Below are 26,948 nucleotides of genomic sequence, written 5' to 3'. Positions count from 1 at the left end.
TTCGTAAAATAACGCTTAAAAAGCGTGGTTTATGTCGATTGAACCCTTAATTCTTTACGTAGAATTTTACCTACAGGGGTTTTAGGCAATTCATCCCTCAGCTCAAATTCACGCGGGAGCTTATAGGCTGTCAAATGCTTCCGACAGTGGTCCATAACTTCATCTCTGTCTAGCTTTCCATCATTGGTTACGAGAAAAAGCTTCACTTTCTCGCCCATTTTTTCACACGGTACGCCTATTGCCGCTACCTCTAATACAGAATCAATCATGGCAACAACTTCTTCAATCTCATTAGGAAATACGTTAAAACCAGACACTAAAATCATGTCTTTTTTCCGATCTACGATATAAATGAATCCATCGTCGTCAACTTTCGCAACGTCTCCGGTCGCCAACCACCCATCCTTGATTACTTCATTGGTTGCTTCAGCGCGATTGTAATAGCCTTCCATCACCTGAGGACCTCTAACCCACATCTCACCGGGTTCGCCAACGCCCAATTCGTTGCCGTCTTCATCAAGGATCTTCACCTCGGTATTACACATTGGCACACCAATCGATCCGTTAAAGGATTTGATGTTAAACGGGTTGGTTGAAACAGCAGGTGAACACTCCGTCAATCCATACCCCTCTAACAAGGGGCCGTTAGTCATTTTTTGCCACCTTTCAGCGACTGGCCTCTGCGTCGCCATACCACCGGCAAATGTCAGCTTCCAAGTACTGAAGTCAATCTTATGAAACTCGGGTTCTTCCATTAGGCTAACAAACAAGGTATTTACACCAGCAAAGAACGTGACCGGATACTTACTGATTGTCTTTGCAAATAGCTTGGGATCCCTCGGATTTGCAATCAGAAGATTGGTGCCGCCTTTTGCCATAAATCCTAAACAGTTACAGCTGAAAGCGAATATGTGATAGAGGGGCAAGGCGGTTACAATCATCTCGTTACCTTTCTCAATGAAAGGTTCCACCATGGCAATCTGTTGAAGCATGTTAGCCACGACGTTACGGTGACTCAGCATAGCCCCTTTTGCAACGCCAGTCGTTCCACCTGTATATTGCAGCATCAACAGGTCACTAGCTTGAGGAGAAACGGTATTCAGCGGTAGTTTCTTACCGCGTTTGAGCGCTGCATTGAATTTAATGGCGTGCGGTAGAGAAAACTCAGGTACCATTTTTTTAACGCGCTTAATCATTGTATTGATTAGCACGCTCTTCATACCATCTAGTAAATCACCAATTTGTGTCGTAATAACATGATTGACAGATGTGTCGTCAATTACCTTGGATAGCACACTAGCAAAGTTTTCGACAACGAGTATCCCCGTGGCTTCAGAATCATTTAACTGATGTTTCAGCTCTTTTGGCGTATACAAAGGATTTACGTTTACAACAACCAAACCTGCTCGAATAGCCCCAAATACGGCAACAGGGTATTGCAGTACATTAGGAAGCATAATCGCGAATCGCTCCCCTCTTTTCATGCCAAGATCATGTTGAAGAAAAGCGGCAAAATCCCGAGTTTTTCTATCTAATTCAGCATAAGTCATTCGCGTATGCATGCTAATATACGCATTATTTTCAGCGTATTGACTGACACTTCTTTCGAAGATTTCTAGCACATTCTCGTATTTACTTACGTCTATCTGCTCAGGTACACCTTCTGGATAGTGTTTTAACCAGACTTTCTCCATAATCAATTACCTTTTCCAAGCACTAATCATTGATTGATCTTATAACTTCGCTTTTTTGGTTAATATTTAGCCTTACATATTGTCATATGTTGTGTCAATATGTATGGTAATTCAAGTTGCTCCGTTTTCGTTGTATATGGGCCTGAAACCAAATAGAGATTGATACCATGTGGAAAAAAATAGCGCTTTATTCCGTTGCTCTTATTGTATTAAGTGCTGCGTTACTGTGGACATTTAGATTCGATGTTTTAGTCACTCTTGCCTCTAAGAAAAGCAAGAAACCTGTAGCTGAGAATCAAGAAATTAATTGGCAAAAAGGACCAGAACAAAAAGACAGCACTAAGACGGATCTGCCAAACATTGTCTTAATCCTTGCTGACGACATGGGCATCAATGACGTATCGACTTTTGGTGGAGGTATGATTGAGACCCCGAATATCGATAAGTTAGCAGCCAAAGGCGCCTTGTTTACTAACGGCTACTCGGGGCACGCAAACTGCGCCCCTTCTCGTGCGGCCCTGCTAACGGGAAGAGATGCCACTCGCACTGGTTACGATACTACCCCGATTCCGGATGGCATGAGTCGTATCATTGCAGCAATTGAGAATAATGAAGACAATGGTCGCCCTGAGATGAGTTACTCTGCAGAAGCAGACGCCACTAACCCTACTTACGATAATCGAGGACTTCCTGGCTCAGAGATTTTAATTCCAGAGATATTAAAAGAATCTGGCTATCACACCATGCACATCGGCAAATGGCACCTTGGCCGTAGTCCTGAAATGATGCCAAATGCACAAGGGTTTGATGAGAGCTTGATGATGGATTCAGGCTTATATTTACCTGTTGATCACCCAGAATCTGTTAATGCGCCTGTAGAATCTTCCGGTTTAGATCGCTTCATCTGGGCGACAATGAGGTATTCCGTTAACTGGAATGGTGGCGAAATATTTAAACCGAACGGTTACCTAACAGATTACTTTACTGAAGAGGCGGAGAAAGCCATCGAAGCCAATGCTAACCGCCCCTTCTTTTTGTACTTAGCGCATTGGGGGCCACATAACCCGGTACAAGCAAAACGTGCTGACTACGAGGCAGTTGGCGACATTCAGCCACATAATAAACGAGTATATGCCGCCATGCTCCGCTCAATTGATCGTTCTGTAGAGCGTGTTATGGCCAAGCTTGAAAAACAAGGCATTGCAGACAATACCATTGTGATCTTAAGTAGTGATAATGGCGGTGCTGATTACGTAGCCATCAATGATCTAAACAAACCCTACCGCGGTTGGAAAAACACCTTCTTTGAAGGCGGTATTCGAGTTCCTTTTTCTGTGACTTGGCCAAACGTTATTGATGAAAGTACTGTCATTGAAGAGCCGGTTAATCATATCGATTTAATGCCGACCATTATTAACATGGCAAATGCGGACTTACCCCAAGATCGAGAAATTGATGGTGTCGACATCGCACCTCTTTGGCAAGGTCAGCCTGAACTAGAACGCCCCCAAAATGCCATGTTCTGGTTTACGGGAGACTACCGTGTGGTACAAAGCAAAGGCTGGAAACTTCAACAAAATCCAAAATCTGGCCAAACGTTTTTGCACAACTTAAATGTCGACCCGACTGAGCAAAAGAACTTAGCTGATTCAGAGTCTGCGAAGTTAGCTGAACTAACAAAACTCATAGATGCGCATTTTGCCAATGCAGTGGATGTCATTGGTGAATCCACTATTGCCGCGCCAATCACTATTGATAAACATTTAGGCGAACGTATGACAGAAGGCGATACTTATGTCATCTGGAATAACTAAGCTGTATGCGTGTTAGTTGTATCGGTTCGTGATCTGATTTATGTCAGTTAAGACGTATAAAGATACACATAGTCAAATGAGTGAAACTTAGAGTGAGAATAGCAATCGCTAGCTCCCTACAATAAGCAATCCCTATTGAAGAAGCGCGAGTAAGATTTGCCGACGCTGAAATTTATATCGCAAGTCATTACTGGCTACTTTGGGGTAATGAAGAATTTAACAGTTTCTTGGCTGCCCGAAGTATTTAAAAAAGAAGTTTAAAGCGTAATTTGCCAACACAGTTAAAACTACTAAAACGGCTACAGATTAAATATGAAAATTTTAAAATATGCGTTGCTCGCAAGCTGGATATTTGGTTTAACGAGCGGATGCTCCGAGAACTTACCTGTAGATAAAGGTGCCAACGCAACGGGCCATACTGCGCCCTCTGCAAGCACTGTCAAAGCAACATGGCTGTACTAGACAAGCGCCCATTCGCAAACATAGGCCTCTATCTTCCCTGAGAAATAAGATATATCCATTTTATAGAGGGTATAACTTTCGGTACTCGCCGTGCTCATGCCTCACCTTGAACAATTAGCCCATACAAAAAATCCCAACCATAATGATTGGGATTCATATAACTTAAGCCTCTAAGATCTATTAAGCTAACTTTTTCTTCTTAAATAAATATTTCTGTTTAGCTCTAATAAACACGACTCCGCAAACCATAACCCACAAATACTCCAGAGGTTTTTTCAGGATTCTACGATAAATAATACATTCAACCGCATGAGCTACCATTAGAAAGATAAACACGCCTTGAAACACAGATGAATAAGCAATACTCTCTGGCAGCAACAAAGCTGCAATGGAGTAAAGCCATACACCCAATGTGATGGCGAGGAGGGGTTTATTTAATCGTATATTTGCTTGCTCCATGAGCTCTCCTATTAATACTCGATACACATCAAGCCAATGCTGCTGTTAGTCCCTGTGGTTTTAAGTTTGGACCAAAGTCCAAATCCAAAAAGTTGTATTGGCCTTGTTCTAAAAGCCAGGCAGCTAAACGATTTTGTTCTTCTTTAGAAAATGCGGATACGATTTTTTGTAGCCTCTGCATACGCCATACCGAGTAGGTAAATGATGCGCGTTTAAACTGCCCATCTCCCATTTTAAACAGGAACCGTTCCGTTGATCTAGGTAGTTCATCCCCGGGTAGTAATCCCTCTTCATTAATCAACAATCTGATTTGTTTTACCGTTAGGTCCATTAATGGCATATATTCATCAAAGATGATTCTAACGATCGGCATAAGCGTGTCAGGAATCTGATCATCAGCCAACAGATCCCCTTTTGCTGGGGCACCACTATGGGTTTTTTCCACCCACTTTTGCAAATGTGGACGTAGATCAATCCACTCACGTTTAGGCCACGGATCACGATTGAGATGGCCTTGCATTAGTCCGAGTAATGCATAGTCAGCAACAGTGGGACGACCACCTAATAAATAGTCGTACTGAGACAAGTGAACGTCTAATAAACCCAGAATATGAGTCGCCCATTTTTCAAGTAAGGGTATTTGATCTGGCGTTACACCCATATTCGGTAGCTTTTCTGACATGGCATCAGATAATGCTTTATCCGCTACTTTATTACGAATAAATTTTGGCATGAAGGGAAGTAGATTCTTACCAGCTTCTTCGCGATTTAGCTTTTCATAATTCTCTGGATAGGACCAACGGGAATGTAAGGCGATTGGAATGCCTACATCATCCATCCAGTTCTGGAATAATTCGGCTACAAACCTTTGAATGGATGTATGAATCTCAATGCTTGGCTGTGGATGGCGTTTTTCCAATTCTTCCATGATTAACGGCGTATCACACAACCATCCGCCATCTTTGCACTTGAGTGCGGGCATCGCCTTTCTACCGGTATTTTTAGGAATAGTTGCTAGAAATTCGAAGAGATTGATTTCTTTGTTAACATAATCAACCCCCTTGAAATTCAAATAACCACGAGTCTTACCCGCAAAATATGATTTTTACCAGCCATAGTACTTATAATCGTGCTTCATTATATTCACCGATACCAATTACTTCTTTAGTCTTTAATCTTGAGAAAGCTAACCAGAGACTTATTGATTAAATATTTTCTGGATACTCACTGGCACGCCATTTAGGGCGGCATTTCCAGACAGTTCATCAACAAAATTATGATCTGTTATGTCATTCACACTCACACCGGGACTGGACTGAGCCACTGACATTTTCATACCTTTTCTATGGTGGCCCCAGCCATGGGGCAGGCTCACCACGTTAGGCATAATCTCGTCGGTAATGGCTACGGTGACTTTTAACGCACCCACCGCACTGGTGATGTGAACCTGTTCGTCAGTTTTAATGCCGTATTCATTGGCTGTTTCAGGATGAACAAATAAATCACAGCGATTTTGGCCTTTGACCAAGCGCTGACTGTTATGCATCCACGAGTTATTGGTTCTTAAATCACGTCGGCTAATCAGCGTTAACGTCCCAGCCTTTGTGGATTCTCTTTCAACATATTGGTTAAGACGTATCAAATCCTCAGCCATCACCTCAGGTATCAGATTGATTTTCTTGTCTTTAGTAAATAACTTTCCTGGCAATCTCGGTTCAAGCGGCCCCAAGTCCAGGCCGTGTTGATGTGTTTTAAGTTTTTTTAAGGTTAAGCCACCGCCAGTGATATAGCTCTTCATGCCATGCCCGTAGCGACCATTTCTAATCATCAAATCGATAGCTCGTTCTACCGTCATGAGCGCTTGAATCTTATGCTTAGCTTTTAATTTAACCCGATCTATAGGTCCTTTCTTACTGGATTTTAGCTCTTCAATACGATGAGTTAGGGTGTTAAAGATGGAGAACTCAGAGCGCATATAGCTTTTCTTTTCGAATAACGCTTCAGAGAATCGACTTACATTTCTAACGGCAAAATTGGTGAAGATAAGATCATACAATGCATGCTCAAACGGGCCGCTTGGGGGAAGAATGATATCTGCATGTTTGGTGGTTTCATTAATATAGAAATCAACGGCAACCATAAAATCTAAATTGGCTAACGCATTTTCTAATCGAACGCCATTAGGGCTGGATATAACAGGGTTACCCGCAGTCACCACAAATGCCTTAATTTGCCCCTCTCCTGGTGTCAGCATTTCATCAGCCATAGTGGCTGTTGGAAACTCTTTATTGACTTCAGGTAAGTTCCGAACACGGCTGCGATACATGTTAAAGCTGCCACGGCCTCCTAAGTCAGTCAAATCAATAGCCGGGGTGGTGAACATCATGCCACCTTCAGTATCTAAACTCCCGGTGATAATGTTCAATATTTGAATTAACCAATGATTTAATGCACCAAACTCTTGAACAGAAATACCCATTCGTCCATAACAAACCGCCTTCTCTGCGGTCGCAAATTCAGTGGCGATACGTTCAATTTTAGTTATGGGAATACAGGTCAACTCCGAAATGGTTTCCATCGAGAAGAATTCAAAGAGTGACTCGAGGGCTTCGATATCACCGTTAATTGGCAATCTTGAATCGATGTTCGTCAAACCTTTATCAAAGATGACCTTGATTAAGCCTACCAAAAACAGAGCATCGCTACCGGGCTTAATAAATTGATGCTCACTGGCGTATAACGCGGTTTCGGACCTGCGTGGATCTACCAACACCAGCTTGCCACCACGCTCTTTGATTTTTTCTAAACGGGCCAGTACATCACCTGCCGTCATTAAGCTACCGTTAGAGGCGGCCGGATTGGCGCCAAGCATTAACATATAATCGGTACGATCAATATCCGGAATAGTAAAGCTCATACCATGCCCATACATCAAATAAGACGTTAACTGGTGAGGCATTTGATCAAGGCTCGAGGCAGAGTAATAGTTCTTTGATTTAAGGGCTTTACGAAACGGGCCAACCGTCAGGTTACATTCAATATTGTGTGAAGATGGATTTCCCCAATATCCTGCTACCGAATCGTTACCATATTTTTCTTGGGTAGCCACTAATCGCTGGGCAACTTCTTCTAAGGCTTCATCCCAATCCATGTCGACCCATTGATCACCAATGCGCTTTTTGGGCGTTTTTATTCGATCAGGGTCGTTGTGTAAATCCTGCAGGGCATAACCTTTCGGACAAATATGTCCAAAGCTATGCTGATCTTTCTCATCCCCAGAGATGGAGACAATTTTTTCCCCTTGATACTCAACCACAATCCCGCACATGGCTTCGCACAAAGTACAAGTACGGTGATGCTTTTTAACTGGCTTACTTGCATCGAATTCTTTGACGATCGGTTCGTCGTATTCGGGCGTCGCTTTGGCGATTAAATTAGCATTGTCTTTTTTAACCTGCTCCATATCTGCTAGATCGACCAGTTTCTGTCTCGTCCGCCCTAGTCGTTCACCATGCTGAATTTCATATGCATCGAGTCCAGCCCAATCGGAGACACTAAAATAATTAACGCCTTTCTCGCTTAAGTATTTCTTTAGAGGTGGTAATGACGCTTGCTCAGATATGCTATCTGTTTGATCTAATATCGAAACAAGTTGATTCACTGTGCCAACTGCACATGATTTATTGGTACCAATGACGCCACTGGCACCACGCTTTATCCAACCCGCAACAAACTCTTTGTCAGACAGCTGCCCATTGCTTAATTTCGCTTGCCCATCTACATTTGAAATCACACCTTTTGAGTCATCAAACGCTAAGCCCTTAATGGCCGTTCCTTTATAGCCTGTAGCGGTGACTACAACGCCGGTTTCTAGCCATTCAGTCTCACCAGTAGCGTTAACCTGTAAGCGATCATCACCGTCCAATGAAACCTGATTAACACCTAGTTTCAGGTGAGTAACCGCTCCGTCCTGACCTTTAAGTTCTTCTGGGTTGCGGTTAAACATGAAGCGTATGGTTTTACTTCCATTTGATTCACGTGTAGCAATACTGCGCAATAATTGAATATTTTCATTTGCCTCTGAATTCTCTGGCAAAGAAAGCGAGGCTTCCATAGCGTCATCTAAAACCAGCTCATTCTCATCAACTTCAATATTAATATCAGGGTGATCGATTAATTGCTGTAGCTCTTTAGGCGTAAACGCAGCTTGAGCTGGCCCCTTACGGGCAATGATATTTACGTGTGTTATGTCACTCGTTAAGAAATCATCGAGCGCATGCTGCGCAACATCTGTACGATGTAATTCATCGTGAGGCAGACAAACAGTACGCGCAATATCCAGCGCAACATTGCCCATTCCGATGATGGATAATACTGAGCTATTCAGGTTAGGTGCTAAGGTCTTTTGCTCAGGATGGCCATTATACCAACCGACAAATTCCGCTGAACCATAGACTCCCGATAACTCGTTACCAGGAATGTTCAATGTTTTGCTACTTGACCCACCCGTGGTATAGATAACGGCATCATAGCTATTCAATAAATAATCACGATCTAGATCTTTACCCACCTCGACATTGCCAAAAAATTTAAGAGACGGCTGGTCTTTCATTAGGTTAGTAAAGTTTTTAGATACGGATTTTATTTTGGGGTGATCTGGTGCCACACCGAATCGCACTAGACCAAAAGGCACTGGCAGCTTTTCAATGATATCGATATTGCCGCCCGGGTATTGTTTTAGTAGCGCTTCACTGGCAAAAAAACCTGATGGCCCTGAGCCGATTACTGCAAATCGTTTATTGGACTGAAAAACATCCGTTTCTTTAACTGGCTGCTTATTAATTCGTTCTGTAATGACTGGGTGCTTTTTGGATTCAATGGCATTAATGTTTATATACTGCAATTGATCTTCTGGAACTGACGCTTCAGGAAAAATGGCTAATGAGGGGCACTCCGTTAAACAGGCATTACAACTAATGCATTCATCCGGATCGATATACAACATCTCTTCGCCTTCGCGAAAAGCATTCACCGGACACACATCAACACAACTGGTATGTTTATCACCTATACACGCCCCAGTTACTACATAAGCCATTTTATTACTCCACTCATACTGAGATATTATTACAGGTTCTTTAAATTTCGATAGTTAATTTCTTGTTTGTTAAACTTAAAAAGTGATTTAAATCTTACAAATGCTCTTAATGCCATAAGAATTAATTTTGGTAGTTTTACCGCTTGCGTTTCAATTAAACGCGAGTCTTCTAAGGCGGCTGTCCTGTGGTGAACCGCTGCTTGATATTCATCCGATGCCACCATTTCAATGAAGGCTTTGCGGGATGGATACTGAACCAGAGCAATCGAATCCCAAGACTCTTCATCTGGGCTAACAAGTGATAGGCGCGGACGTCCGGACCATAATATTTGTCCACCCACGCTCCAAACTAATTTAACAACGGCTTTGCCATACTCAGAGTAAGCTTCTTCACCGGTTAACTTTTTGCCATAGTCGCGGTGGCTAGCATCCAGATGAGAATAATCAGCCTCATCTCTATACTTTAATAAATTAACCATGACGATGGGTTTGCCATCAACTTCACTATTAACAAGTTCATCAACTGATTTTTCACTTGGCATGACCGTTTTCATTTAATTAGTTCCTTGCTAATCATGGTTAGCCCATGAAAATACTTTAATAGTAAAGGCATGCTTTATGTCAATTTATGCCGATATTGTTTGCAATACAGTTTTAAATCAGCCTATATTCGTTGGCTGAGTCTCAATCAGGCGTGAATCATCCAAAGACAGATCTCTATGATGAACAATTTTCTGATAGGCGCCGGACGTCACCATCTTCAAAAATGCTGCTCGTGACGGATATTGAACCAACACCACTTCGTCCCAGGTTTCTTCATCAGGGGCGATAAATGTGAAGCGTGTATTCCCTTGCCATAAGATCTGTCCACCTACTTCCTCAACCATAGGCGTAACAGCTTCGCCATAAATCGCATAGGCTTCTTTACCCGTTATTGTCAAAGCGTGGTCTGGGTGACTGCTAGCTAATTTCGTGTAATCAGCTTGGTCTTTAAATTTCAGCAGATTCACCATCACAATTGGCTCATCATCCACTTTGCCTGATATTAATTCGGCAAAACTTTTCTGACTGGGAGATATTGTTTTCACGTTATTACCTCTATCTAAATATATTTATATATTTTTAAGAACTCTGAGCAACAGACCTATAAGCATCAGAGAATTGACCATACTCTAAGTGTTAAAATCTAAGCGCTTTGTCAATCATCTTGAAGAAGCGTACAGGCATTACTCGCTTGAAATGATACGCAATAGTCGCTTGCTTACCGGCAGGAACGACGAGCTTGCCTGAAGTAATGGCCTTAAGCACTTTTACCGCTAACTCATCCGTTGTGATGGTGCTGCGATCAAACATTTTCTCTATGATTCTTTTTGAACGCGCATTATCCATACGACCAAATAGCATTACTTTGCTACCAATCGGCGTTTTAACAAACTCAGGGCAAACCGTTGTTACACCAACATGACTCGGCGCAACCTCATGAGCAAGGCTCTCACTTAACGCCAATACACCGGCCTTGGTAGAACCGTAAGCTGACATTCCGCCTGTTGCAGTATAAGCCGCAGCTGAGGCGATATTCACGATATGCCTCTCTTGCCCATCACTGCCGCCCTGTTCGATCATATCTGGCAACAAGCTCTTAAGAACAGAGACAAGACCGCGCACATTCACATTATACAAACGATCCCATTCTGCTAGCGGGGTATCCACTAGGAAACCACCACTGACGATACCTGCACTATTAACAATGATATCTGCGCATGGAGCCAACGACCTAACAGTCTCTTTTAGAGAAAGTACGTCTTCTTCCTTGCTTACATCCACGCTAGTTGTGTGTACCTTGACACCCGAGTCGGCAATTAACTTGCTGGAGGCTTCTTTTAACTGCGCCTCATTTCTAGCGACCAACAGTAAATCGAACCCCTTGCTGGCTAGCTCTTTGGCAATGGCATAGCCCAAGCCACTTGAACCACCCGTTATAACAGCGAGCTTACCTTTAGCGTTCGACAACTTCATATAACTTCCATAAATTCTGTAAACCCAAAAAAAGGCCTGACAGCTGCCAGTGCATGGTGTCTAGCTAATTAGTGGCGGCCCAGTCAGGCAATTAAGACGCTAAAAGTAATAGCCCAAACGGAAGGTATAGGCTAACGCAGAATTACCCTCAAACTTCGTGACAACATCGCCTGCGGCCCCCATCGGGATAGTTGTTTCTGCGTCCTCTAAATCAAAATAAGTAACGCCTGTTTCAACCTTAAATCTATCGACTTTAAACTGCGCAATTAGTGCTGCCCCGGTTCGATTGTTCACCGGGCCAAATACATTCGCCTCACCCGTTTGATGAAGTAACGTGGCAAACAAAGCCACTTCTTCTGTCAGTTTGCGGCCATAGCCCAAGGTATATGCTTCAACATCTTTAAAATCTGTAAGCGACTCAAAGCCAGCCAGATTAGTTTCTATGTTTGCTTGGGACCAACCAGATTTTCGGTAAGAAGCAATAAGCGCGGATTTATCACTTAGTGGCTGCTTAATTGCAACTTGAAAATGGTCCGGCGTATTTATATAAACCTCACCTTCGTAATCCGTAGCGATTACACCATCAGCAACCGGCCCACTTCCAGAAATCGGAGTCGCATCCATCGTGTGCTTGATGTCTGAGGTATAACTAACGAGTACTTGTGTATGAAGGTCAGGGTTTTTATACCCAGCTCCAACCATATAGCCAACTTCGGTCGTCCCCTGGTAGTGGAACTCACCATTCAAATCATTAGCAAATCCGCCGCTAGAGTTTTGTTGAATACGCGGACCACCAAAAACACTAAATACGTCGTTAACTTGATACTTCAAAAGCAGATCCAAGGAAGTTATTTCAGTCTCTACATACACACCAAATATTTCGTCAGGATAAGCAATATCGAGTCCAGCCGGCTGAGTCACTTGTAAGCCAATAGTGAAATCATCATTAATCGTTTTCTTCAGAGAAATACCCTTACGCTCATAGTCCCCAGGCAAATTACCTGTTTCTTGCCCAACTGCAGGAGCCTTACTCGCTAGATACGTCACTTGAGCGGCTTGCTGCTGTAACGCCAAATTGCCTGGATTTGCTGCAGCTTGACCCTGCAAAAAGGAGGCTTGTGCCTCTAAAGTCGCTTTTGGTGACGCAACAATCTTGCCCCTTACGTCAGGCTTAACAACAGCAAGAGACACTTGGACAATATCATCTTTTTCATACAAAAAGTCTGGAGGTACAACACCACGATCAAACCCGCTAGCTAAACCGACACTCGGCACAGCAGCAACTAAAGCACCTAAAGCACCTAATATTAATTTTTTACTTTGGACTAAAGACACATCGCTCTCCTGTTGTTTTAAGGTTGTGTAACATACATTATGTAATGACATATATTATGTCAATATAATTATGGCACAATATGTGTCACATAATTCAGCATGTCTAAACATCCTCTTGATTATCCCAATAACGCAAGTGGATAAAGATTAATAAGCATGTATTGACACACTCACTGCCAATACATTACATTAAAATTACAAATATCACTGCAATTAAATACCAAGTAATGGATGACTTACGGCAGCACAGCTGTTTTGTATGTGCGCCTTAAGGGATTGCTTTTTATTGAAATCAATCAACGAGAAGGTCTGATGAAGCTAAGATTAATCACTCTCCTGCTTACAACCTTGCTTTCGAGCTATGCACTAGCTGAAATGACAGAAGCAAAAGAAACACGCCCAAACATTCTCTTGGTTGTTTTTGACGACATCGGCTTTATGGGTCTAGGGGCCTACGGCAGTGATGCAAAGACCCCTAACATCGACACCATTGCCGAAAAAGGAGCGCAATTTTCCAGCTTTCATACCGCATCCATGTGTGGCCCAAGCCGTGCCATGCTCATGACTGGGCAAGATAGTCACCATGTCGGTATGTCGACCCTTGTTGAAGTACTGTCCCCCGAGATGGAATCTCACCCTAGTTACAGCATGGAGTGGAAAGAGGGTCAAAAAACACTTGCTGGCCGACTAAAAGAAGTGGGCTACCAAACCTTTGTTTCAGGGAAATGGGGCATAGGCAGAACTGGAAAGAACCTACCACATAAATTTGGTTTTGATCGCTCTTACGTATTAGATGCAACGGGTGCAAGTAACTACCGCGAAGCACCCTACATGCCTCTTTATAAAACCGTATCATGGTTTGAAGACGGTGAACCAGTTTCCTTGCCAGACGATTTTTATTCGTCCCGCGACCTAGTAAACAAAATGATTAGCTACGTTGATGAAGCAACCCCAAACAAACCATTCTTTGGATTCCTGTCTCTACAAGCAGTTCATATTCCAGTACAAGTACCCAAAGAGTACACAGATAAATACAACGGTGTATTTGATCGCGGCTGGGATGAAATGCGCAAAGAACGCCTTCCGAAGGCCATTGAGCTAGGCCTTGTTCCAGAGTCCACAAAGCTGGCAGATGTCCATGAAAGCCACCGAGAGTGGGATGAATTGAATGATCAAGAAAAAGCCTATTGGGCGCGCATGATGCAGGTTAATGCCGGCATGACAGAAGCCGCTGATTACCATATTGGCCGTTTATTCAAACATCTGGAAAGCAAAGGCATGATGGAAAGTACCATTGTGATCGTGACTTCTGACAATGGCGCTGATTCGAGTACAGTTGGTCTGCAAACCGGGGCCGCTAAACCCATTCATGTAGCAGCAGCTAAATTCTGGATGAAAACTGAAAACTGGGACTTAGACTACGAAAATCTGGGTCAACCAGGTAGCCTTGCCGCCATCGGTCCAGAATGGGCATCTGTCTCAGCTGCGCCATTAAATCGCTACAAATTTAACAGTTCAGAAGGCGGACAACGCGTTCCACTTATGATCTCTGGACCAGGTGTCACCGATACAGGCATCTTATCTGGCCGAGCCCATGTTTCCGATCTAGTCCCTACTTTACTGCAGTACGCAAATGTACAGTACAGTCCCGACGAATTTTATGGCCGGAGTCTACACCCTATGCTGACGGGTGAACGGCAAGACGTTTGGGGACAAGACAGTTATGGCTTTGAGGCCAGTGGAAATTCTGCTCTGTACAAAGGCAAATGGAAAATCGTTCGTGTTAAAAAGCCTTATGGTGACGAACAATGGCACTTATATGACTTATCCCTTGATCCAGGTGAAACAACCAATCTTGTTGCACAGAACACGGTTACCTTTCAAGAGATGCTAAATGAATACCAATCCTATTCGAAGCGAGTTGGCATCATAGAATTAAAAGTTGGTGAAAACCTCATGCGTCAACTCGTTATTAATAGCGTAAAAAAATGGCCGGCAGATAACTGGCCCAAACTGTTGGGATTAGTTTTATTGATCGCCGGCATTGTTTACGGCATTAAGCGTCTTAGACGACGCGCTTAAACACCTATATCACCCCCCCAGAATTACAACATATTAGAAGAGAGAGAAAAACATGAAGAAGCATTGGCCTAAGTACCTACTAATTGGCTTACCGGTTTTCATATTGGTTATTTATCTCGGCTTACCCAAATTTTTAACCCTATTGGGCCTTCATCCTCATTACGATATTCCAGCTTACGACTTGCCTGGTAAACGCGCATTAATCGTCACTACCAGTCACGGAACATTAGGTGATACAGGTAAAGCCACCGGTGTATTTGGATCTGAAATGACTGTCCCCTACTACGCTTTCCAAGATACAGGCATGGATGTAGATATTGCCTCCATTAAAGGTGGTGAAATCCCGGTTGAACCTCGCTCCATGGGCTGGCCTCTTGCGACTGAAGATGACCTGCGTTTTAAAGAAGACTCTGTGGCAATGGCTAAAATGACAAACTCCATCCCCATTAAAGACATTGATCCAGCTAAATATGATGTGATCTTCATGGCTGGTGGTTGGGGAGCTGCATATGACTTTGCGCAATCAGAAGCATTGGCCAGCATCATCACCAAGGCAAATACTAATGACACTTTACTGGGTGCTATTTGTCACGGTGTATTAGGGCTTGTTAATGCAAAGGATAAAGATGGGTCTTCATTGATCGAAGGTCGAAGAGCTACTGGCGTAACAGATCTTCAGATTAAACAGCTAGGCATAGACATTACGCCTAAGCATCCTGAAACTGAGCTCCGTAAAGCCGGTGCCATCTATGAAGCAAATACTGCGTTCAGAGACATGATGGCTACTCATGTGGTTGTTGATGGCAATATCATCACTGGTCAAAATCAAAACAGTGGCTATGAAACCGCTCATCGTATTTTAGAAAAACTGGCGCAGAAAAAATAATAAATATACTGGCTGATAGAGGTCTTCATGCAAGAGCAAAATAATACAACTTTGATAGAAAAGGATTTGCACGAAAAAAGCAAAGTTTTGCTCTCTGAGCAAGAGGATCATTATCGAATTTTTCAAACGCAAATGTCCCCTTATAGTCATAAAGTCATGACCTATATGAACTATAAGGGCATCCCTTACAAACGCGTGCATGCCAATCAAATGGATATATCGTGGGCCATTAATAATGTTGGCCAGTCTATTGTACCTGTTCTGATCACCCCTGATGATCAAATCATGCAAGACTCCACTCCCATACTTGAGTACTTAGAAAAGCAATATCCCCAGCCTGCGGCTATTCCAAATAGCCCGTTGCTTTCATTTTTAATGTGGCTGTTAGAGGATTTTGCAGACGAATATTTGCAACGTTTGCAAATGCACACCCGCTGGGGAAATAACCTCAATATACAAACGGCCTCCCATAAAATTTCCAGAAACTTCGCCTATGGTGTGCCTAAGTTGGATATTAAAAGTCTGGCTCCTGTTATCCAAGCGCGACAAAAAAAGAACGACTCGCTGTTAGGTTTAGAAGGGGATAAACAAAGACAGAATCTAGATCAACAGGTTTTAGATCTCTTGTGCATTTTAGATGCGCGCCTGGAAGAATCTCAGTTTTTATTGGGGAATCGTCCATCCATGGCCGACTTTGCTTTTTACGGGCCATTAATGATTCACCTTTATAACGATCCACAATCAAATCATATTTTAGAAACTAACGCCCCTCGAGTGTGTAACTGGCTCTTTACCATTCAAGAGCTAGGAGATACCCGAGGCTGCGTTGGGCAAACGGAATTGGGTGAATGGATAGATAGTGAAACAGACCTCCCCCCCTCTTTACTCGAATTGCTTAAGTTTGTATCACAAACCTATATCCCATTGGGAAGAGCAACTGCTAAAGCATCAGTGCTACGAGAAAAACATTTTGAGGCAAGCGTTTACGGTATTAAGACAACCTTTGGCGCCAGTCATTATAAAGCGTGGGCATTTGAGCAAACCCAATTGAGATATCGGGCGTTAACGAATGATACTAAAACCAAAATCGATGGCATTTTGCTAGAGACCGGCATCTTACCGGGATTATTGGAAGATGGTGTATTGCATAATGGCTTGTACGATGGCTTCTCTCCACCCTTCGTTAAAGATGGCATTCCCGACGCACGCATAAAGCATTTAAAGGAAAAACAACAGCAAAAGAAGGTGGTGTAGGCTTTAGAGCGAGTTTAGAAAGAAGACGTAGCGCTTCTTTCTAAACAAAAGGAATCTAATAAATAGATATTATTTGAGCTCAGCTTCAAACACAGACGATAAATGAGCAATAATCAGCTTTTTACATACCGCCAGAGATAATCCTTGATCCATATGCAATCGCTCAAAAAAGGCAAAGGAGGCCATACCAACTACTAACTCCGTAGTGACACTATCGCACTTTTTCAATTCAGGCAGCATAGAGAGAACATAAAGCCGTAACATTTTTTGATTGTAATCATAGGTGGCTTGAAGAACGGGTGATCGCCACTTTAAAACGGTTGTGACTTTCGATAAATGGTAGCCACCAGAAAAACCATTAACAACCGCATTGGCTAATCGTTTAATTCGAGTTTGTAAATCACCCTTAAAGTCTTGCTTAAAATAAGAAATATATAATGGTTTAACCACATCGTCTATTTCCCGATATAGTAATTCCATTTCAGTGAAATGGCGAAACACCGTACGGATAGACACACCAGAGGTATCAGCCACCTGTTGAGCGGTAGGCATGTAATTACCCCGATTCACCAAATTAATCATGGCATCAATAATTAACTGACGATTCGCCTCACTGCGCTTCAGCCTGCCATCGACTTTATCTTTGATTGTCATATTCTCTGTTATTTAATTTCGATTCGATACAGTCAGTATACACGTAGCAAGCACATATTGGCACACAATATGCCAATTTTGTAGCCTCTGAGCTAAGCATAAAATGATCTTCCAGAGTCGTCACACTTGATCAAGTAAAGTATTTATCACGGGTATGGTCTGAAGCTTACTACCGATTTTTTACTTTTCTTTTCCAGGAAAGAACATGGCTTTGACTTCTATAACTGGTCATGTGTCACCAGTATTTTGGGCTACCCCCCAGAAGCAATTGACCTATTATGTAAGGGCGCTTTGGTGTGTTTTCTGTTGCAGGAGTAGCGCGATGGTAATGTCTACTTATGGCACTTTTACGACTAAACTGAACTAGGCTTATGTAGTGCCCGACAGCTGTCTTAATATACTCTTCCACAAGGGTAACTCTCTAAGCGCATTTATTAGTGTTTGATAAGAAATAAGTTTTCAACTGATCAATTTTGTTCGATTATCACTGCATCATTTCGCGACGCTCATCTAAATATTCAGCATGATTATACGCAGCGCGAATTTTATTCTTCTCATAATGAGCTAACTGACGCCCGAGCAATTATTTCAAAGGTTTTTAGGCTTTCCTGAGTATTTCTAGATTTACTCATTGCCTCTTGTTACGAGGGGTATACGGTATCAGTCAAAGGAATTTGGAAATATACCGTCAATGAAGCCTAGAGGAGGTTTCAGGAGTAAAATCCGTCATACCGGACTGATATCATTAGATTTAAGCTGATCTAAAACAACCAAATGGAGAGTCTAGGAGTTAGGAAGAATAAAGAGATGGTACCCGAATCCTGACTTGAACCGGTCGCGTCTTATTAAGAGTAGCGAGGGATTTAGCTTTAGATACAAGAAAGCCCCAACTAATGTCGAGGCTTCAATGTCATCTTAATGATGGTACCCGAGGCCGGACTTGAACCGGTCGCGTCTTATTAAGAGTAGCGAGGGATTTAGCCTTAGATACAAGAAAGCCCCAACTAATGTCGAGGCTTCAATGTCATCTTAATGATGGTACCCGAGGCCGGACTTGAACCGGTCGCGTCTTATTAAGAGTAGCGAGGGATTTAGCTTTAGATACAAGAAAGCCCCAACTAATGTCGAGGCTTCAATGTCATCTTAATGATAGTCCCGAGGCCGGACTTGAACTGGTCGCGTCTTATTAAAAGTAGCGAGGGATTTAGCTTTAGATACAAGAAAGCCCCAACTAATGTCGAGGCTTCAATGTCATCTTAATGATGGTACCCGAGGCCGGACTTGAACCGGCACGCTTATTCAGCGAGGGATTTTAAATCCCTTGTGTCTACCGATTCCACCACTCGGGCAAACTCGTTGATTTTGACGATACGTATTATCGGTAGTTAATACTGCTTGGTTATAGTAAAAATTACTCAACCAAACTCATCAATATCTCAATATGGAGGCGCGACCCGGAGTCGAACCGAGATCGACGGATTTGCAATCCGCAGCATAGCCATTCTGCCATCGCGCCAATATTTCTATCTTCTTTAAAGATAAATTAGCAAATCTTTGTAAGATTGGAGCGACATATCGGGTTCGAACCGATGACCTATACCTTGGCAAGGTATCGCTCTACCAACTGAGCTAATGTCGCACTTTTACATCTTACTTTAGAACCAGGTTAGGTTTGATTAACAAGCTTTCCCCTGACTGCGGAATGGCATTCTACCGATCTGAGCCGTAGAGTCAATCATGTAAATCAGATAAAAATGGGTTTTCAAGCTGACTGTTGTTAAATTAGCCCAAAGCCATATTTTTTGTACAAAAAATTATATCAGTTCCTGTTTGTCGATATAAAAAAGCCCCATACCGTTAAGCGTGGGGCTTATTTCATTCTACTGTCTTATCCTGAAATGTGTTTACACATTTAGGGCTTTATTATGAAAGCTTAGCCATGAGGCAGTGATTGGTAATTAAGACCAAGCATCTTCTGCATCACACCAACAACCTGACAGCTGTAGCCAAACTCATTGTCATACCATACATATAAAATTGTACGCTTGCCGTCAGCAATGGTTGCTTGAGAATCAACAACGCCTGCGTAACGCGAGCCGACAAGATCAGATGAAACAATTTCAGTTGATTCAGTAAAATCAACTTGGTTCTGAAGATCTGAGTTAAGTGCGATATTACGCAGGTAATCGTTGATCTCCTCTTTATTGGTTTCACCATTTAAGTTCAAGCTGATAATAGCCATAGAGACGTTTGGCGTAGGAACGCGAATAGCGTTACCAGTTAACTTACCTTCAAGCACAGGTAGTGCTTTTGATACTGCTTTGGCAGCGCCAGTTTCAGTGATAACCATATTAAGTGGTGCACTGCGTCCACGGCGATCTGCACTGTGGTAGTTATCGATTAAGTTCTGGTCATTAGTATAGGAGTGAATCGTTTCAACGTGACCATTTTCAATGCCATACTTATCGTTGATCGCTTTAAGAACTGGCGTGATGGCATTGGTAGTACAACTGGCTGCCGATACAATGGTATCTTCGGCTAAAATATCTGATTCGTTAACACCGTAAACGATGTTTTTGATGCTGCCTTTAGCAGGAGCCGTTAGCAGAACTTTTGTTGCGCCTTTAGATTTCAGATGCAGACCGAGTCCATCTTCATCTTTCCAGATACCTGTGTTATCAACCACTAGTGCATCATTGATATCGAAACTTGTGTAATCTATCGCATCTGGTGAGTTCGCATAGATAACCTGAATGTAGGTACCGTTAGCGATAATAGCGTTGTTCTCTTCATCGACTTCAACAGAGCCGTTGAATGGACCGTGAACTGAGTCTCTGCGTAATAAGCTTGCACGCTTCTCTAGATCACCTTTGCGGCCACCACGTAGTACTATGGCACGTAAGCGAAGTTTGTTACTCACACCGGTTCTTTCAATCAATAGACGTGCGAGTAAGCGACCAATTCGACCGAAGCCATAAAGCACAACATCTCTTGGCTTCTCTTGATCATCATGATCAATGGCGGTAGCAAGCTCTTGACTCATGTAAGCTTCAATACCGCTTGCATCGTCATTTTCACGCCAGTATTTGATCGCTAGCTTACCAATATCCACTTTACACTGTTTTACCGCTAATTTACTTAGGGCTTCAACAAACGGGAAACTTTCACGCAGTCTTAGTTTATAACCAACATGCTTACGTACTAAGCGATGAGATTTGATGATCTCTATGGTAGAAGCATTAAGGAGTGGCTTACCGTATAAAACGACTTCGACACCCTGATTGCGATATAATTTTCCTAGAAGAGGTTGCATCGCCTCTGCCATTTCGAAACGTTCTTGCCAGCTTTGTAGGTGTTTATCAGCGCTCATTTACAGATCCTTTATCTCATTATTCCACTTTATTTAGCAGAAATGATTGAGTAACAAAAAAAAAAGACCAATACTCTAATTATAATCGGGTAAAACCCTTTATGGTCGGCGCTATTGTAATGAAAAGCAGGCTCTCAAGCCAGCAAGATATTTAATGTAACATTGTAATTTTATTAGCATAAAGTACGAGTTGGAGCCTGTTTTGAGTAGAAGTGTCGTAATATTTACATCATTTTTTAGCATTATCGTTTTTTCGGCACTTTTAGGCTGTGATAATGTCGGGAATAACAACACTATTTGTAAAAATAATCCTGAACTTTGTGCCGATTTGCATAAAGATAGTTGGTGTCGGTATGAGAAATCAGACCTACTGAAGAGTCGTCTCAGGTTAAAACACGAACAATCCCCTCCAGGTAAAGATCTTTATCATCATCTGATACATCTAGAGAAGTACAATAAGTGCATTGAGCTTGCCTCTGGTGTGCAACACATCCTACATCCAGAAAGAACCAATGATAGAACTCGAGCGTTTGGATTAAGTGCACAGAGTCTGGCTGAGCTTCAAGTTTCCACTAAAGAGAGTAATGACCCTTACTTAGTTTATTATCACTGGACCCGTTTTAATGATCAGGTGGCACAAGCTAAGATACTTCGTGCAGAGCGACTTAACCTTATCGATGACATTGAGATTTTGGCTGGGATAGCTTCCTATTATCAAAAATATGACCCTGCTAAAGCGCGACAAGTATACTTGGCAGTATTTAATAAGAGTAATGAGGAGAACTTTAACCCAGAATGGTTATTGGGCTTAGCCAACACCTATCAAAAGCTCAATGACTTGGAGATGACCTACCTTCTCTCAAGAGCCAATATCTTGATGAGTGAGAATCAAGTTTCTGAAAAAAGCATGTTGATGCTAATCAATGGTGATTCAGAGCTTAAGATATTTCTTGATGAGCATGCAGAGGAGTTAGTCGATTCACTTCAATCGGGAAGTTATCATTCCAGCAAAATTAGGCGTATCTTAGAGAAGGAGTAGGCGTTAGATAGTTAATTTTCCGCCCTGCTCTTCGGTGGCAAAAAATCTGCCAATAGGAAAATTATTTACCAAAACACAGCCTATTTTTGTAAAAAATATGATCGTTGTAAAAGAAATGCCGAAATTGTTACTGAAAATTGGGCGATAAAACGGATATTACTTGACGGTGGCTGTCAGTTTGGTAATTTTACTACCAGATAATTTTTTTACATTCACCAGAGGGATATCAGATGACTATCCGCGTAGCAATTAACGGTTATGGCCGTATCGGTAGAAACGTTTTACGTGCACTTTATGAAAGCGAAAAGGATTACCCAATCCAGATTGTTGCTCTTAATGATCTAGGTGATGCTTCGATCAATGCACACTTGACTAAGTATGATTCTGTTCATGGCCGTTTTAACGCTAAAGTCGATCATGATGCAGAAGCTATCTATGTTAATGATGACAAAATCCTCACATTCTCTGAAAGAGACCCAGCTAAACTTCCTTGGGCAGAGCTAAATGTTGATGTGGTCTTTGAATGTACTGGTATTTTCACTTCTAAGGAAGCAGTACAACCACACCTCACTGCAGGTGCCAAGAAAGTACTTATCTCAGCCCCTGGTAAGAATGTGGACGCAACCGTAGTCTACGGTGTGAACAACAACGAAATTACTGCTGATATGACAGTGATCTCTAATGCTTCATGTACCACTAACTGCCTTGCACCATTCGCTAAGCCACTAAATGATGAGATTGGTATTGAATCTGGCTTAATGACAACGATTCACGCGTACACAAATGATCAGCGTCTATCTGATGTTTACCATACAGATCTTCGTCGTGCTCGTGCTGCTGCAATGTCGATGATCCCAACTAAGACTGGCGCAGCAGCTGCTGTTGGTCTTGTTGTTCCGGAACTTGCTGGTAAGTTTGATGGTTTAGCTGTTCGTGTTCCTACTGTGAACGTGTCACTGGTTGATCTATCTTTTATTGCAGCGCGTGATACGACCGTAGAAGAGGTTAATGCCATCATTGAAAGTGCAGCGTCACTTTCTCCAATGAATGAAGTGTTAGCGGTTAACAAGGAGCCTTTGGTCTCTATTGACTTTAACCATAACCCATTCTCATCAAACTTTGATGCGACTCAAACACGCGTTAATGGTCGTTTAGTTAAAGTAATGGCTTGGTATGACAATGAGTGGGGCTTCAGTAATCGTATGCTCGATAACGCTGTTGCACTAATGACTGCTAAGTAATTTTAAGTCATTAAAAAGCCAACCTTAATGGTTGGCTTTTTTGTACCTATTATTTTGTTATAACATGCCAGCGCTTTAATTTAATACAACATAGCCTCGGTTTGTCATGCAGTTCTTAATAATTAAGGTTTGCTCCTGCTCATAACTTTGTTGATTCTGTCGTTTACTACGACTCTTCCCAAGAAAGCCCCCTACTACACCAACAGCGGCGCCTGTTTTCGCACCGTCAGAGCCTGAACCTCCAGAAATAGCACCTGCTGCGGCTCCCAGAGCGGCTCCTTTTGCTGCACCAGAGACAACTCCACCATCTGCAGCTTGTTTCTCAACTTGCTGTGAATATTCAGTACACTGGTGAAGATCGTAGATATAATCTTTCTCATCTACCCCAGATTTATCAACAATGATCTTAGCCGACACAGAGGTGTTCATAAGTATTAGTCCAATGAGTAACATTGTCTTTTTCATCTTAGTTCCTATCGCTATAAATAATGCACTTTCAAATGACTAGGTCACTTAAGGAATAAAATAATGTTACTAAATGATAGCTGAATGAAGGCTTAATGTGGCTAAAACGGTCACTGAGATTGACAAAATCACTAGAGCAAACTCATCCATGAGTTATTCTATATGCTGTTAGAAACGTTTGATTCTGACGACTTTCATGACTTCTATTTCGAAACCTGCCACTTTTTCTTGTTCAGGGTAATAGGTCATATTTACCCTGTTTCCTTTTAAGCACTTGAATTTTTTAGGGCGTCTAAATTTAAAAGGCGCATCACACCCTTCAATCATCACAGTATGTTGAACCCACTCTTCAACTTCTCGTTGGGTATGAGAAACGATCTTAACCCCTTCTGAGTGAACAAGCTTGTTATGGCTAGCAAGCATTTTATCCAGATTTGATTTCATTACTTCCCCCTTTTTAAGCAGCTGTTAAGAATAGCAAGGGACGGAAGATTTAGCACGTTTCTATCTATATTACAGAGCATGAAGAGTTAGGCTAAACTTTGTATGTGCAGTTCTTATCACTAAATTGAGCTTAAGTTCTTCTTTTATAGAACTGGCCGGTGTAAAAGCAGATGAAAAAGTATATTGGTTTCTCCTTAATTATCGCTATTAGCTCTCTTCTAGTTAGTCCTTTCTCTATCTCTGATCAAAGTAGTGAAGCTCAAGTGTTAAGAGTGTTAACTTGGGAGGGGTATGTAACCGACAGCGACCTCTCTCATGTTAACCAGTTACTACTTGAACAAGGTTATGATTATCGCGTTGAAGTGATCTCTCCTTATGCTGAGGGGGCTGAGCAGATGTATAACTTGATCAGAGGCAAAGAGTGCGACATCACTTTCTTAACCCTCTTTTTTATTAAGATGAAAAAGGAGCAAACGGCTAAGCTACTGCAACCTGTCAATATAGACTCTCCCAGATTGACTAATTATCAGCACCTCTATCCAAACTTAGCCAGGTTAAAAATGGGGATAGATAGAGATGGACTGCCGCTTTATATACCATGGGGCGGGGGGATTTATGGGTTCTATATCGATAATGACAGAGTTCCTGTGTCCCTTAGGCCCTACTCAGTAAAAGCGTTATGGCAGCCAGAGTGGAGGCATAAATTCTCGTTGAATGGCGCCCAAGAGTGGTACAACATAGGCCTGACATTAATGAGCCAAGGCGAGTCCCCCTTCTATCTTTATGAAGAGTTTCAAAAAGAAAACAGAAGTGGCGTCATGGTTAAATCTGCACCAGATGGGGCTTTTCAAACTCAACTAACAGCACTATATGATGCCGCAGGCAGCTTCTGGACTGATGCACCAACGTTTAATGATGAGTTATTGATTGTCAGTAGTTGGGGGCCAGAGATACATGCGGAAAATATGAGAGGTGGGAATTGGGAGCTTATCGATTTTGAAGAGGGTCATATGGCTTGGCTTGATACGATAAATTTTGTAAAAGGGTTATCAGGTAGGAAGCTCGAGGCAGCAGAGATTTTCGCCAATTACTTTATCGGTAAAGAGGTTCAAAACCGTATATCAAATGAGCTCTCCATGGTGCCAGCCTCTAAAACAGTCCCAGTTAACACTATTTTGGGGGATCCCGATAAAATATTAAATGAAAACATGTTTGTCCCCCCCTATGATCAAAGAAGCTATGGATTAATGAAAAAGATGCTTGAAAGGGCTAAAGAGCAGAGACAACCTTAACCATACTTGTCTCTCATCCAAGCATAATGATAATAACCCCACTGTCCTACTCGTCTCATTCGTGCAAATGGAAATGGGGGTAAGGGTTGACGGTAGAGTGGCAGATCGGGTGTTTTGATACCTACTAAGGTTTGAGCCAATCGGTAGGCAGCTTGCGCACTAAAAGAGACTCCTGAGCCACAATAACCTAAGCTGTAGCCCACTCCACCTTTTTGATAAACGTGGGGCATATCATCTATAGCAGCCGCTATCCAGCCAGTCCAGTTATAATCGATAGCTTTGTTGGCAAGAACAGGAAAACATTGGGCGAGCGCATACTTTAATCTTTGTGCATAAATGGGATCCTGTGCATCTTTACCTGTAATGGCTCCTCGTCCTCCCAAAAGTAATCGGTTATCGGGTAATAGGCGGTAATAATATTTAAGTAAGCGGGTATCCATAGTGACTTGGTGGGTTTTGAGTCCCGCTTCTTGTAATTCGGCATCCGTCAGTGGCTCTGTAACAATGACATTACTTAAGATAGGTAGGTACTTATCATCAACACGACGGTTAAATGTTTTTGGTGTGTATGCGTTACCGGCGCAGATAACTCTATTGGCTGTGATCTCGCCACCCGATGTGACTAATCTATGCTTCCCCCCCTCTTCAAACCAGTGATGAATACAGGTATTTTCAAAAATAGATACTTTAGTATTTTGAACTAACGACTTGTAACCTAGAACTAACTTTAACGGGTTAATACCAAACCCATCATCTAACCTTAAGGCGCCATAGGCTTGGTGGTTATGCATGTAATTTTCAGTTAGCTGCTCTAGTGAAAGTAGTTCAGCTTGCCCACCTAACTCAGTAGTAATGAAATTAGAAGCGAGTGTAAGCTGCTTCATCGCTTTTGGATTATGAGCAACTTTTAAGTACCCCTTTTCTTGGGGGTCACAGGCTATTTGGTTCGAAGTTATTAATGAGTCGACACGCTCTACCGCTTCACTAAACTCCTGATAGATGCCCTTTGCGACATCGAGATCCCACTTTTTTGCTATTTGAGTGTAACCTAGACGACCTGAGCCCTTTAATACGAAGCCTGCATTGCGTCCACTGGCACCAAACCCAACAGCATTCGCCTCTACTACACATACATCGATATTAAACTCTTCGGCAAGATAATAAGCGGTTAGTAGCCCTGTATAACCACCACCTATCACGACAACATCTGTCTGGATATTTCTCTGAAGGGATGGGGACTCTTGCTGCGCTTGAACGGTACTTGCCCAATAGGAGTTTGGCCAGTTTTGTGATGCGGGGGTTGTAGATATTAAAGGATCGTATTGTTTTAAGGTCATCTCTAT

Annotated in this window: 20 protein-coding genes, 3 tRNA genes and 1 pseudogene; 7 read left to right on the top strand and 17 right to left on the bottom strand. The window is 42.4% G+C overall.

All coding sequences use genetic code 11. The features are described 5' to 3' along the window. Positions 1 to 29: 29 nt before the first annotated feature. Entirely contained in the window at positions 30 to 1,694 is a 1,665-nt protein-coding gene (locus SWOO_RS12340) for an AMP-binding protein (protein WP_012325029.1), read from the bottom strand. A gap of 167 nt (positions 1,695 to 1,861) precedes the next feature. Between SWOO_RS12340 and SWOO_RS12335 the strand changes: the two genes are divergently transcribed. Next, positions 1,862 to 3,508, top strand: coding sequence for a sulfatase (locus SWOO_RS12335; RefSeq protein ID WP_012325028.1), 1,647 nt, complete (start codon positions 1,862 to 1,864; stop codon positions 3,506 to 3,508). 642 nt (positions 3,509 to 4,150) lie between these two features. Here SWOO_RS12335 and SWOO_RS12330 read toward each other — a convergent pair. The 8 genes and pseudogenes from SWOO_RS12330 to SWOO_RS12300 all read right to left on the bottom strand — a co-directional run bounded on the left by SWOO_RS12330 (position 4,151) and on the right by SWOO_RS12300 (position 12,878). Further along, positions 4,151 to 4,429, bottom strand: coding sequence for a hypothetical protein (locus SWOO_RS12330; RefSeq protein WP_012325027.1), 279 nt, complete (start codon positions 4,427 to 4,429; stop codon positions 4,151 to 4,153). Between the two features lie 28 nt (positions 4,430 to 4,457). Further along, complete coding sequence (locus SWOO_RS26370; protein WP_267864811.1) at positions 4,458 to 5,090, bottom strand: glutathione binding-like protein; 633 nt, start codon at positions 5,088 to 5,090, stop codon at positions 4,458 to 4,460. A gap of 246 nt (positions 5,091 to 5,336) precedes the next feature. Then, positions 5,337 to 5,519 (bottom strand): annotated as a pseudogene (locus SWOO_RS26365) (glutathione S-transferase N-terminal domain-containing protein); the annotation flags it as partial. A gap of 108 nt (positions 5,520 to 5,627) precedes the next feature. Then, positions 5,628 to 9,527 carry a molybdopterin-dependent oxidoreductase gene (locus SWOO_RS25530; protein WP_012325025.1) on the bottom strand — a complete coding sequence of 1,300 codons (3,900 nt, stop codon included), beginning with the start codon at positions 9,525 to 9,527 and terminating at the stop codon, positions 5,628 to 5,630. A 29-nt stretch (positions 9,528 to 9,556) separates the two neighbouring features. Further along, positions 9,557 to 10,081 (bottom strand): DUF1330 domain-containing protein, encoded by a 525-nt coding sequence (locus SWOO_RS12315; RefSeq protein WP_012325024.1) that lies wholly within the window; start codon positions 10,079 to 10,081, stop codon positions 9,557 to 9,559. Between the two features lie 105 nt (positions 10,082 to 10,186). Then, positions 10,187 to 10,615, bottom strand: a complete 429-nt coding sequence (locus SWOO_RS12310; RefSeq protein ID WP_012325023.1) for a DUF1330 domain-containing protein — start codon at positions 10,613 to 10,615, stop codon at positions 10,187 to 10,189. Positions 10,616 to 10,706: 91 nt separating this feature from the next. Next, on the bottom strand, positions 10,707 to 11,543 hold the full coding sequence (locus tag SWOO_RS12305; RefSeq protein ID WP_012325022.1) for an SDR family NAD(P)-dependent oxidoreductase: 837 nt from the start codon (positions 11,541 to 11,543) through the stop codon (positions 10,707 to 10,709). Positions 11,544 to 11,642: 99 nt separating this feature from the next. Further along, positions 11,643 to 12,878 carry an OmpP1/FadL family transporter gene (locus SWOO_RS12300; RefSeq protein ID WP_041417629.1) on the bottom strand — a complete coding sequence of 412 codons (1,236 nt, stop codon included), beginning with the start codon at positions 12,876 to 12,878 and terminating at the stop codon, positions 11,643 to 11,645. 231 nt (positions 12,879 to 13,109) lie between these two features. Between SWOO_RS12300 and SWOO_RS12295 the strand changes: the two genes are divergently transcribed. The 3 genes from SWOO_RS12295 to SWOO_RS12285 are packed head-to-tail and all read left to right on the top strand — an operon-like array spanning position 13,110 to position 17,100. After that, entirely contained in the window at positions 13,110 to 14,960 is a 1,851-nt protein-coding gene (locus tag SWOO_RS12295) for an arylsulfatase (RefSeq protein WP_229377351.1), read from the top strand. A 52-nt stretch (positions 14,961 to 15,012) separates the two neighbouring features. Next, on the top strand, positions 15,013 to 15,846 hold the full coding sequence (locus tag SWOO_RS12290) for a type 1 glutamine amidotransferase domain-containing protein (RefSeq protein WP_012325019.1): 834 nt from the start codon (positions 15,013 to 15,015) through the stop codon (positions 15,844 to 15,846). 27 nt (positions 15,847 to 15,873) lie between these two features. Beyond that, positions 15,874 to 17,100, top strand: a complete 1,227-nt coding sequence (locus SWOO_RS12285) for a glutathione S-transferase family protein (RefSeq protein ID WP_012325018.1) — start codon at positions 15,874 to 15,876, stop codon at positions 17,098 to 17,100. A gap of 69 nt (positions 17,101 to 17,169) precedes the next feature. On the opposite strand, the gene SWOO_RS12280 is transcribed toward SWOO_RS12285, so the two are convergent. The 5 genes from SWOO_RS12280 to SWOO_RS12260 form a co-directional block, all read right to left on the bottom strand. After that, positions 17,170 to 17,754 (bottom strand): TetR/AcrR family transcriptional regulator, encoded by a 585-nt coding sequence (locus SWOO_RS12280; protein WP_012325017.1) that lies wholly within the window; start codon positions 17,752 to 17,754, stop codon positions 17,170 to 17,172. Positions 17,755 to 19,017: 1,263 nt separating this feature from the next. Further along, positions 19,018 to 19,103: transfer RNA gene (locus SWOO_RS12275), tRNA-Leu, on the bottom strand. Between the two features lie 93 nt (positions 19,104 to 19,196). After that, a tRNA-Cys gene (locus tag SWOO_RS12270) sits at positions 19,197 to 19,270 on the bottom strand. A 47-nt stretch (positions 19,271 to 19,317) separates the two neighbouring features. Next, positions 19,318 to 19,393 (bottom strand) — tRNA-Gly (locus SWOO_RS12265). 294 nt (positions 19,394 to 19,687) lie between these two features. Further along, a complete protein-coding gene (locus tag SWOO_RS12260) occupies positions 19,688 to 21,124 on the bottom strand; it encodes a glyceraldehyde-3-phosphate dehydrogenase (protein ID WP_012325016.1) in 1,437 nt (478 codons plus the stop codon). 202 nt (positions 21,125 to 21,326) lie between these two features. Between SWOO_RS12260 and SWOO_RS12255 the strand changes: the two genes are divergently transcribed. Next, the gene (locus SWOO_RS12255) at positions 21,327 to 22,163 is read left to right on the top strand and encodes a DUF2989 domain-containing protein (protein WP_012325015.1); all 837 of its coding nucleotides are present in this window, start codon (positions 21,327 to 21,329) and stop codon (positions 22,161 to 22,163) included. A gap of 230 nt (positions 22,164 to 22,393) precedes the next feature. After that, positions 22,394 to 23,404, top strand: coding sequence for a type I glyceraldehyde-3-phosphate dehydrogenase (gap, locus tag SWOO_RS12250; protein ID WP_012325014.1), 1,011 nt, complete (start codon positions 22,394 to 22,396; stop codon positions 23,402 to 23,404). Between the two features lie 75 nt (positions 23,405 to 23,479). On the opposite strand, the gene SWOO_RS12245 is transcribed toward gap, so the two are convergent. Together SWOO_RS12245 and SWOO_RS12240 are read right to left on the bottom strand one after the other, a co-directional pair. Further along, positions 23,480 to 23,869 carry a glycine zipper family protein gene (locus SWOO_RS12245; RefSeq protein WP_012325013.1) on the bottom strand — a complete coding sequence of 130 codons (390 nt, stop codon included), beginning with the start codon at positions 23,867 to 23,869 and terminating at the stop codon, positions 23,480 to 23,482. Positions 23,870 to 24,037: 168 nt separating this feature from the next. Then, a complete protein-coding gene (locus SWOO_RS12240; RefSeq protein ID WP_012325012.1) occupies positions 24,038 to 24,313 on the bottom strand; it encodes a hypothetical protein in 276 nt (91 codons plus the stop codon). Positions 24,314 to 24,483: 170 nt separating this feature from the next. Between SWOO_RS12240 and SWOO_RS12235 the strand changes: the two genes are divergently transcribed. Beyond that, positions 24,484 to 25,605, top strand: coding sequence for an ABC transporter substrate-binding protein (locus SWOO_RS12235; protein WP_012325011.1), 1,122 nt, complete (start codon positions 24,484 to 24,486; stop codon positions 25,603 to 25,605). Here SWOO_RS12235 and SWOO_RS12230 read toward each other — a convergent pair. Further along, positions 25,602 to 26,942 carry an NAD(P)/FAD-dependent oxidoreductase gene (locus tag SWOO_RS12230; RefSeq protein ID WP_012325010.1) on the bottom strand — a complete coding sequence of 447 codons (1,341 nt, stop codon included), beginning with the start codon at positions 26,940 to 26,942 and terminating at the stop codon, positions 25,602 to 25,604. The two genes, SWOO_RS12235 and SWOO_RS12230, sit on opposite strands and share 4 nt — an antisense overlap. Positions 26,943 to 26,948: the final 6 nt, after the last annotated feature.

Source organism: Shewanella woodyi ATCC 51908 (genome assembly GCF_000019525.1).
GTDB classification, from domain to species: domain Bacteria; phylum Pseudomonadota; class Gammaproteobacteria; order Enterobacterales; family Shewanellaceae; genus Shewanella; species Shewanella woodyi.
Note: the sequence above shows the minus strand (reverse complement) of the source record. Positions and strands in the feature narration are given on the sequence as shown.

Excerpts from the sequence above, each read along its gene's own strand:
- SWOO_RS12340 (WP_012325029.1), bottom strand. The coding sequence starts at position 1,694 with ATGGAGAAAGTCTGGTTAAAACACTATCCAGAAGGTGTACCTGAGCAG.
- SWOO_RS12335 (WP_012325028.1), top strand. The coding sequence starts at position 1,862 with ATGTGGAAAAAAATAGCGCTTTATTCCGTTGCTCTTATTGTATTAAGT.
- SWOO_RS12330 (WP_012325027.1), bottom strand. The coding sequence starts at position 4,429 with ATGGAGCAAGCAAATATACGATTAAATAAACCCCTCCTCGCCATCACA.
- SWOO_RS26370 (WP_267864811.1), bottom strand. The coding sequence starts at position 5,090 with ATGGGTGTAACGCCAGATCAAATACCCTTACTTGAAAAATGGGCGACT.
- SWOO_RS25530 (WP_012325025.1), bottom strand. The coding sequence starts at position 9,527 with ATGGCTTATGTAGTAACTGGGGCGTGTATAGGTGATAAACATACCAGT.
- SWOO_RS12315 (WP_012325024.1), bottom strand. The coding sequence starts at position 10,081 with ATGAAAACGGTCATGCCAAGTGAAAAATCAGTTGATGAACTTGTTAAT.
- SWOO_RS12305 (WP_012325022.1), bottom strand. The coding sequence starts at position 11,543 with ATGAAGTTGTCGAACGCTAAAGGTAAGCTCGCTGTTATAACGGGTGGT.
- SWOO_RS12295 (WP_229377351.1), top strand. The coding sequence starts at position 13,110 with ATGACTTACGGCAGCACAGCTGTTTTGTATGTGCGCCTTAAGGGATTG.
- SWOO_RS12290 (WP_012325019.1), top strand. The coding sequence starts at position 15,013 with ATGAAGAAGCATTGGCCTAAGTACCTACTAATTGGCTTACCGGTTTTC.
- SWOO_RS12285 (WP_012325018.1), top strand. The coding sequence starts at position 15,874 with ATGCAAGAGCAAAATAATACAACTTTGATAGAAAAGGATTTGCACGAA.
- SWOO_RS12280 (WP_012325017.1), bottom strand. The coding sequence starts at position 17,754 with ATGACAATCAAAGATAAAGTCGATGGCAGGCTGAAGCGCAGTGAGGCG.
- SWOO_RS12260 (WP_012325016.1), bottom strand. The coding sequence starts at position 21,124 with ATGAGCGCTGATAAACACCTACAAAGCTGGCAAGAACGTTTCGAAATG.
- gap (WP_012325014.1), top strand. The coding sequence starts at position 22,394 with ATGACTATCCGCGTAGCAATTAACGGTTATGGCCGTATCGGTAGAAAC.
- SWOO_RS12245 (WP_012325013.1), bottom strand. The coding sequence starts at position 23,869 with ATGAAAAAGACAATGTTACTCATTGGACTAATACTTATGAACACCTCT.
- SWOO_RS12240 (WP_012325012.1), bottom strand. The coding sequence starts at position 24,313 with ATGAAATCAAATCTGGATAAAATGCTTGCTAGCCATAACAAGCTTGTT.
- SWOO_RS12235 (WP_012325011.1), top strand. The coding sequence starts at position 24,484 with ATGAAAAAGTATATTGGTTTCTCCTTAATTATCGCTATTAGCTCTCTT.
- SWOO_RS12230 (WP_012325010.1), bottom strand. The coding sequence starts at position 26,942 with ATGACCTTAAAACAATACGATCCTTTAATATCTACAACCCCCGCATCA.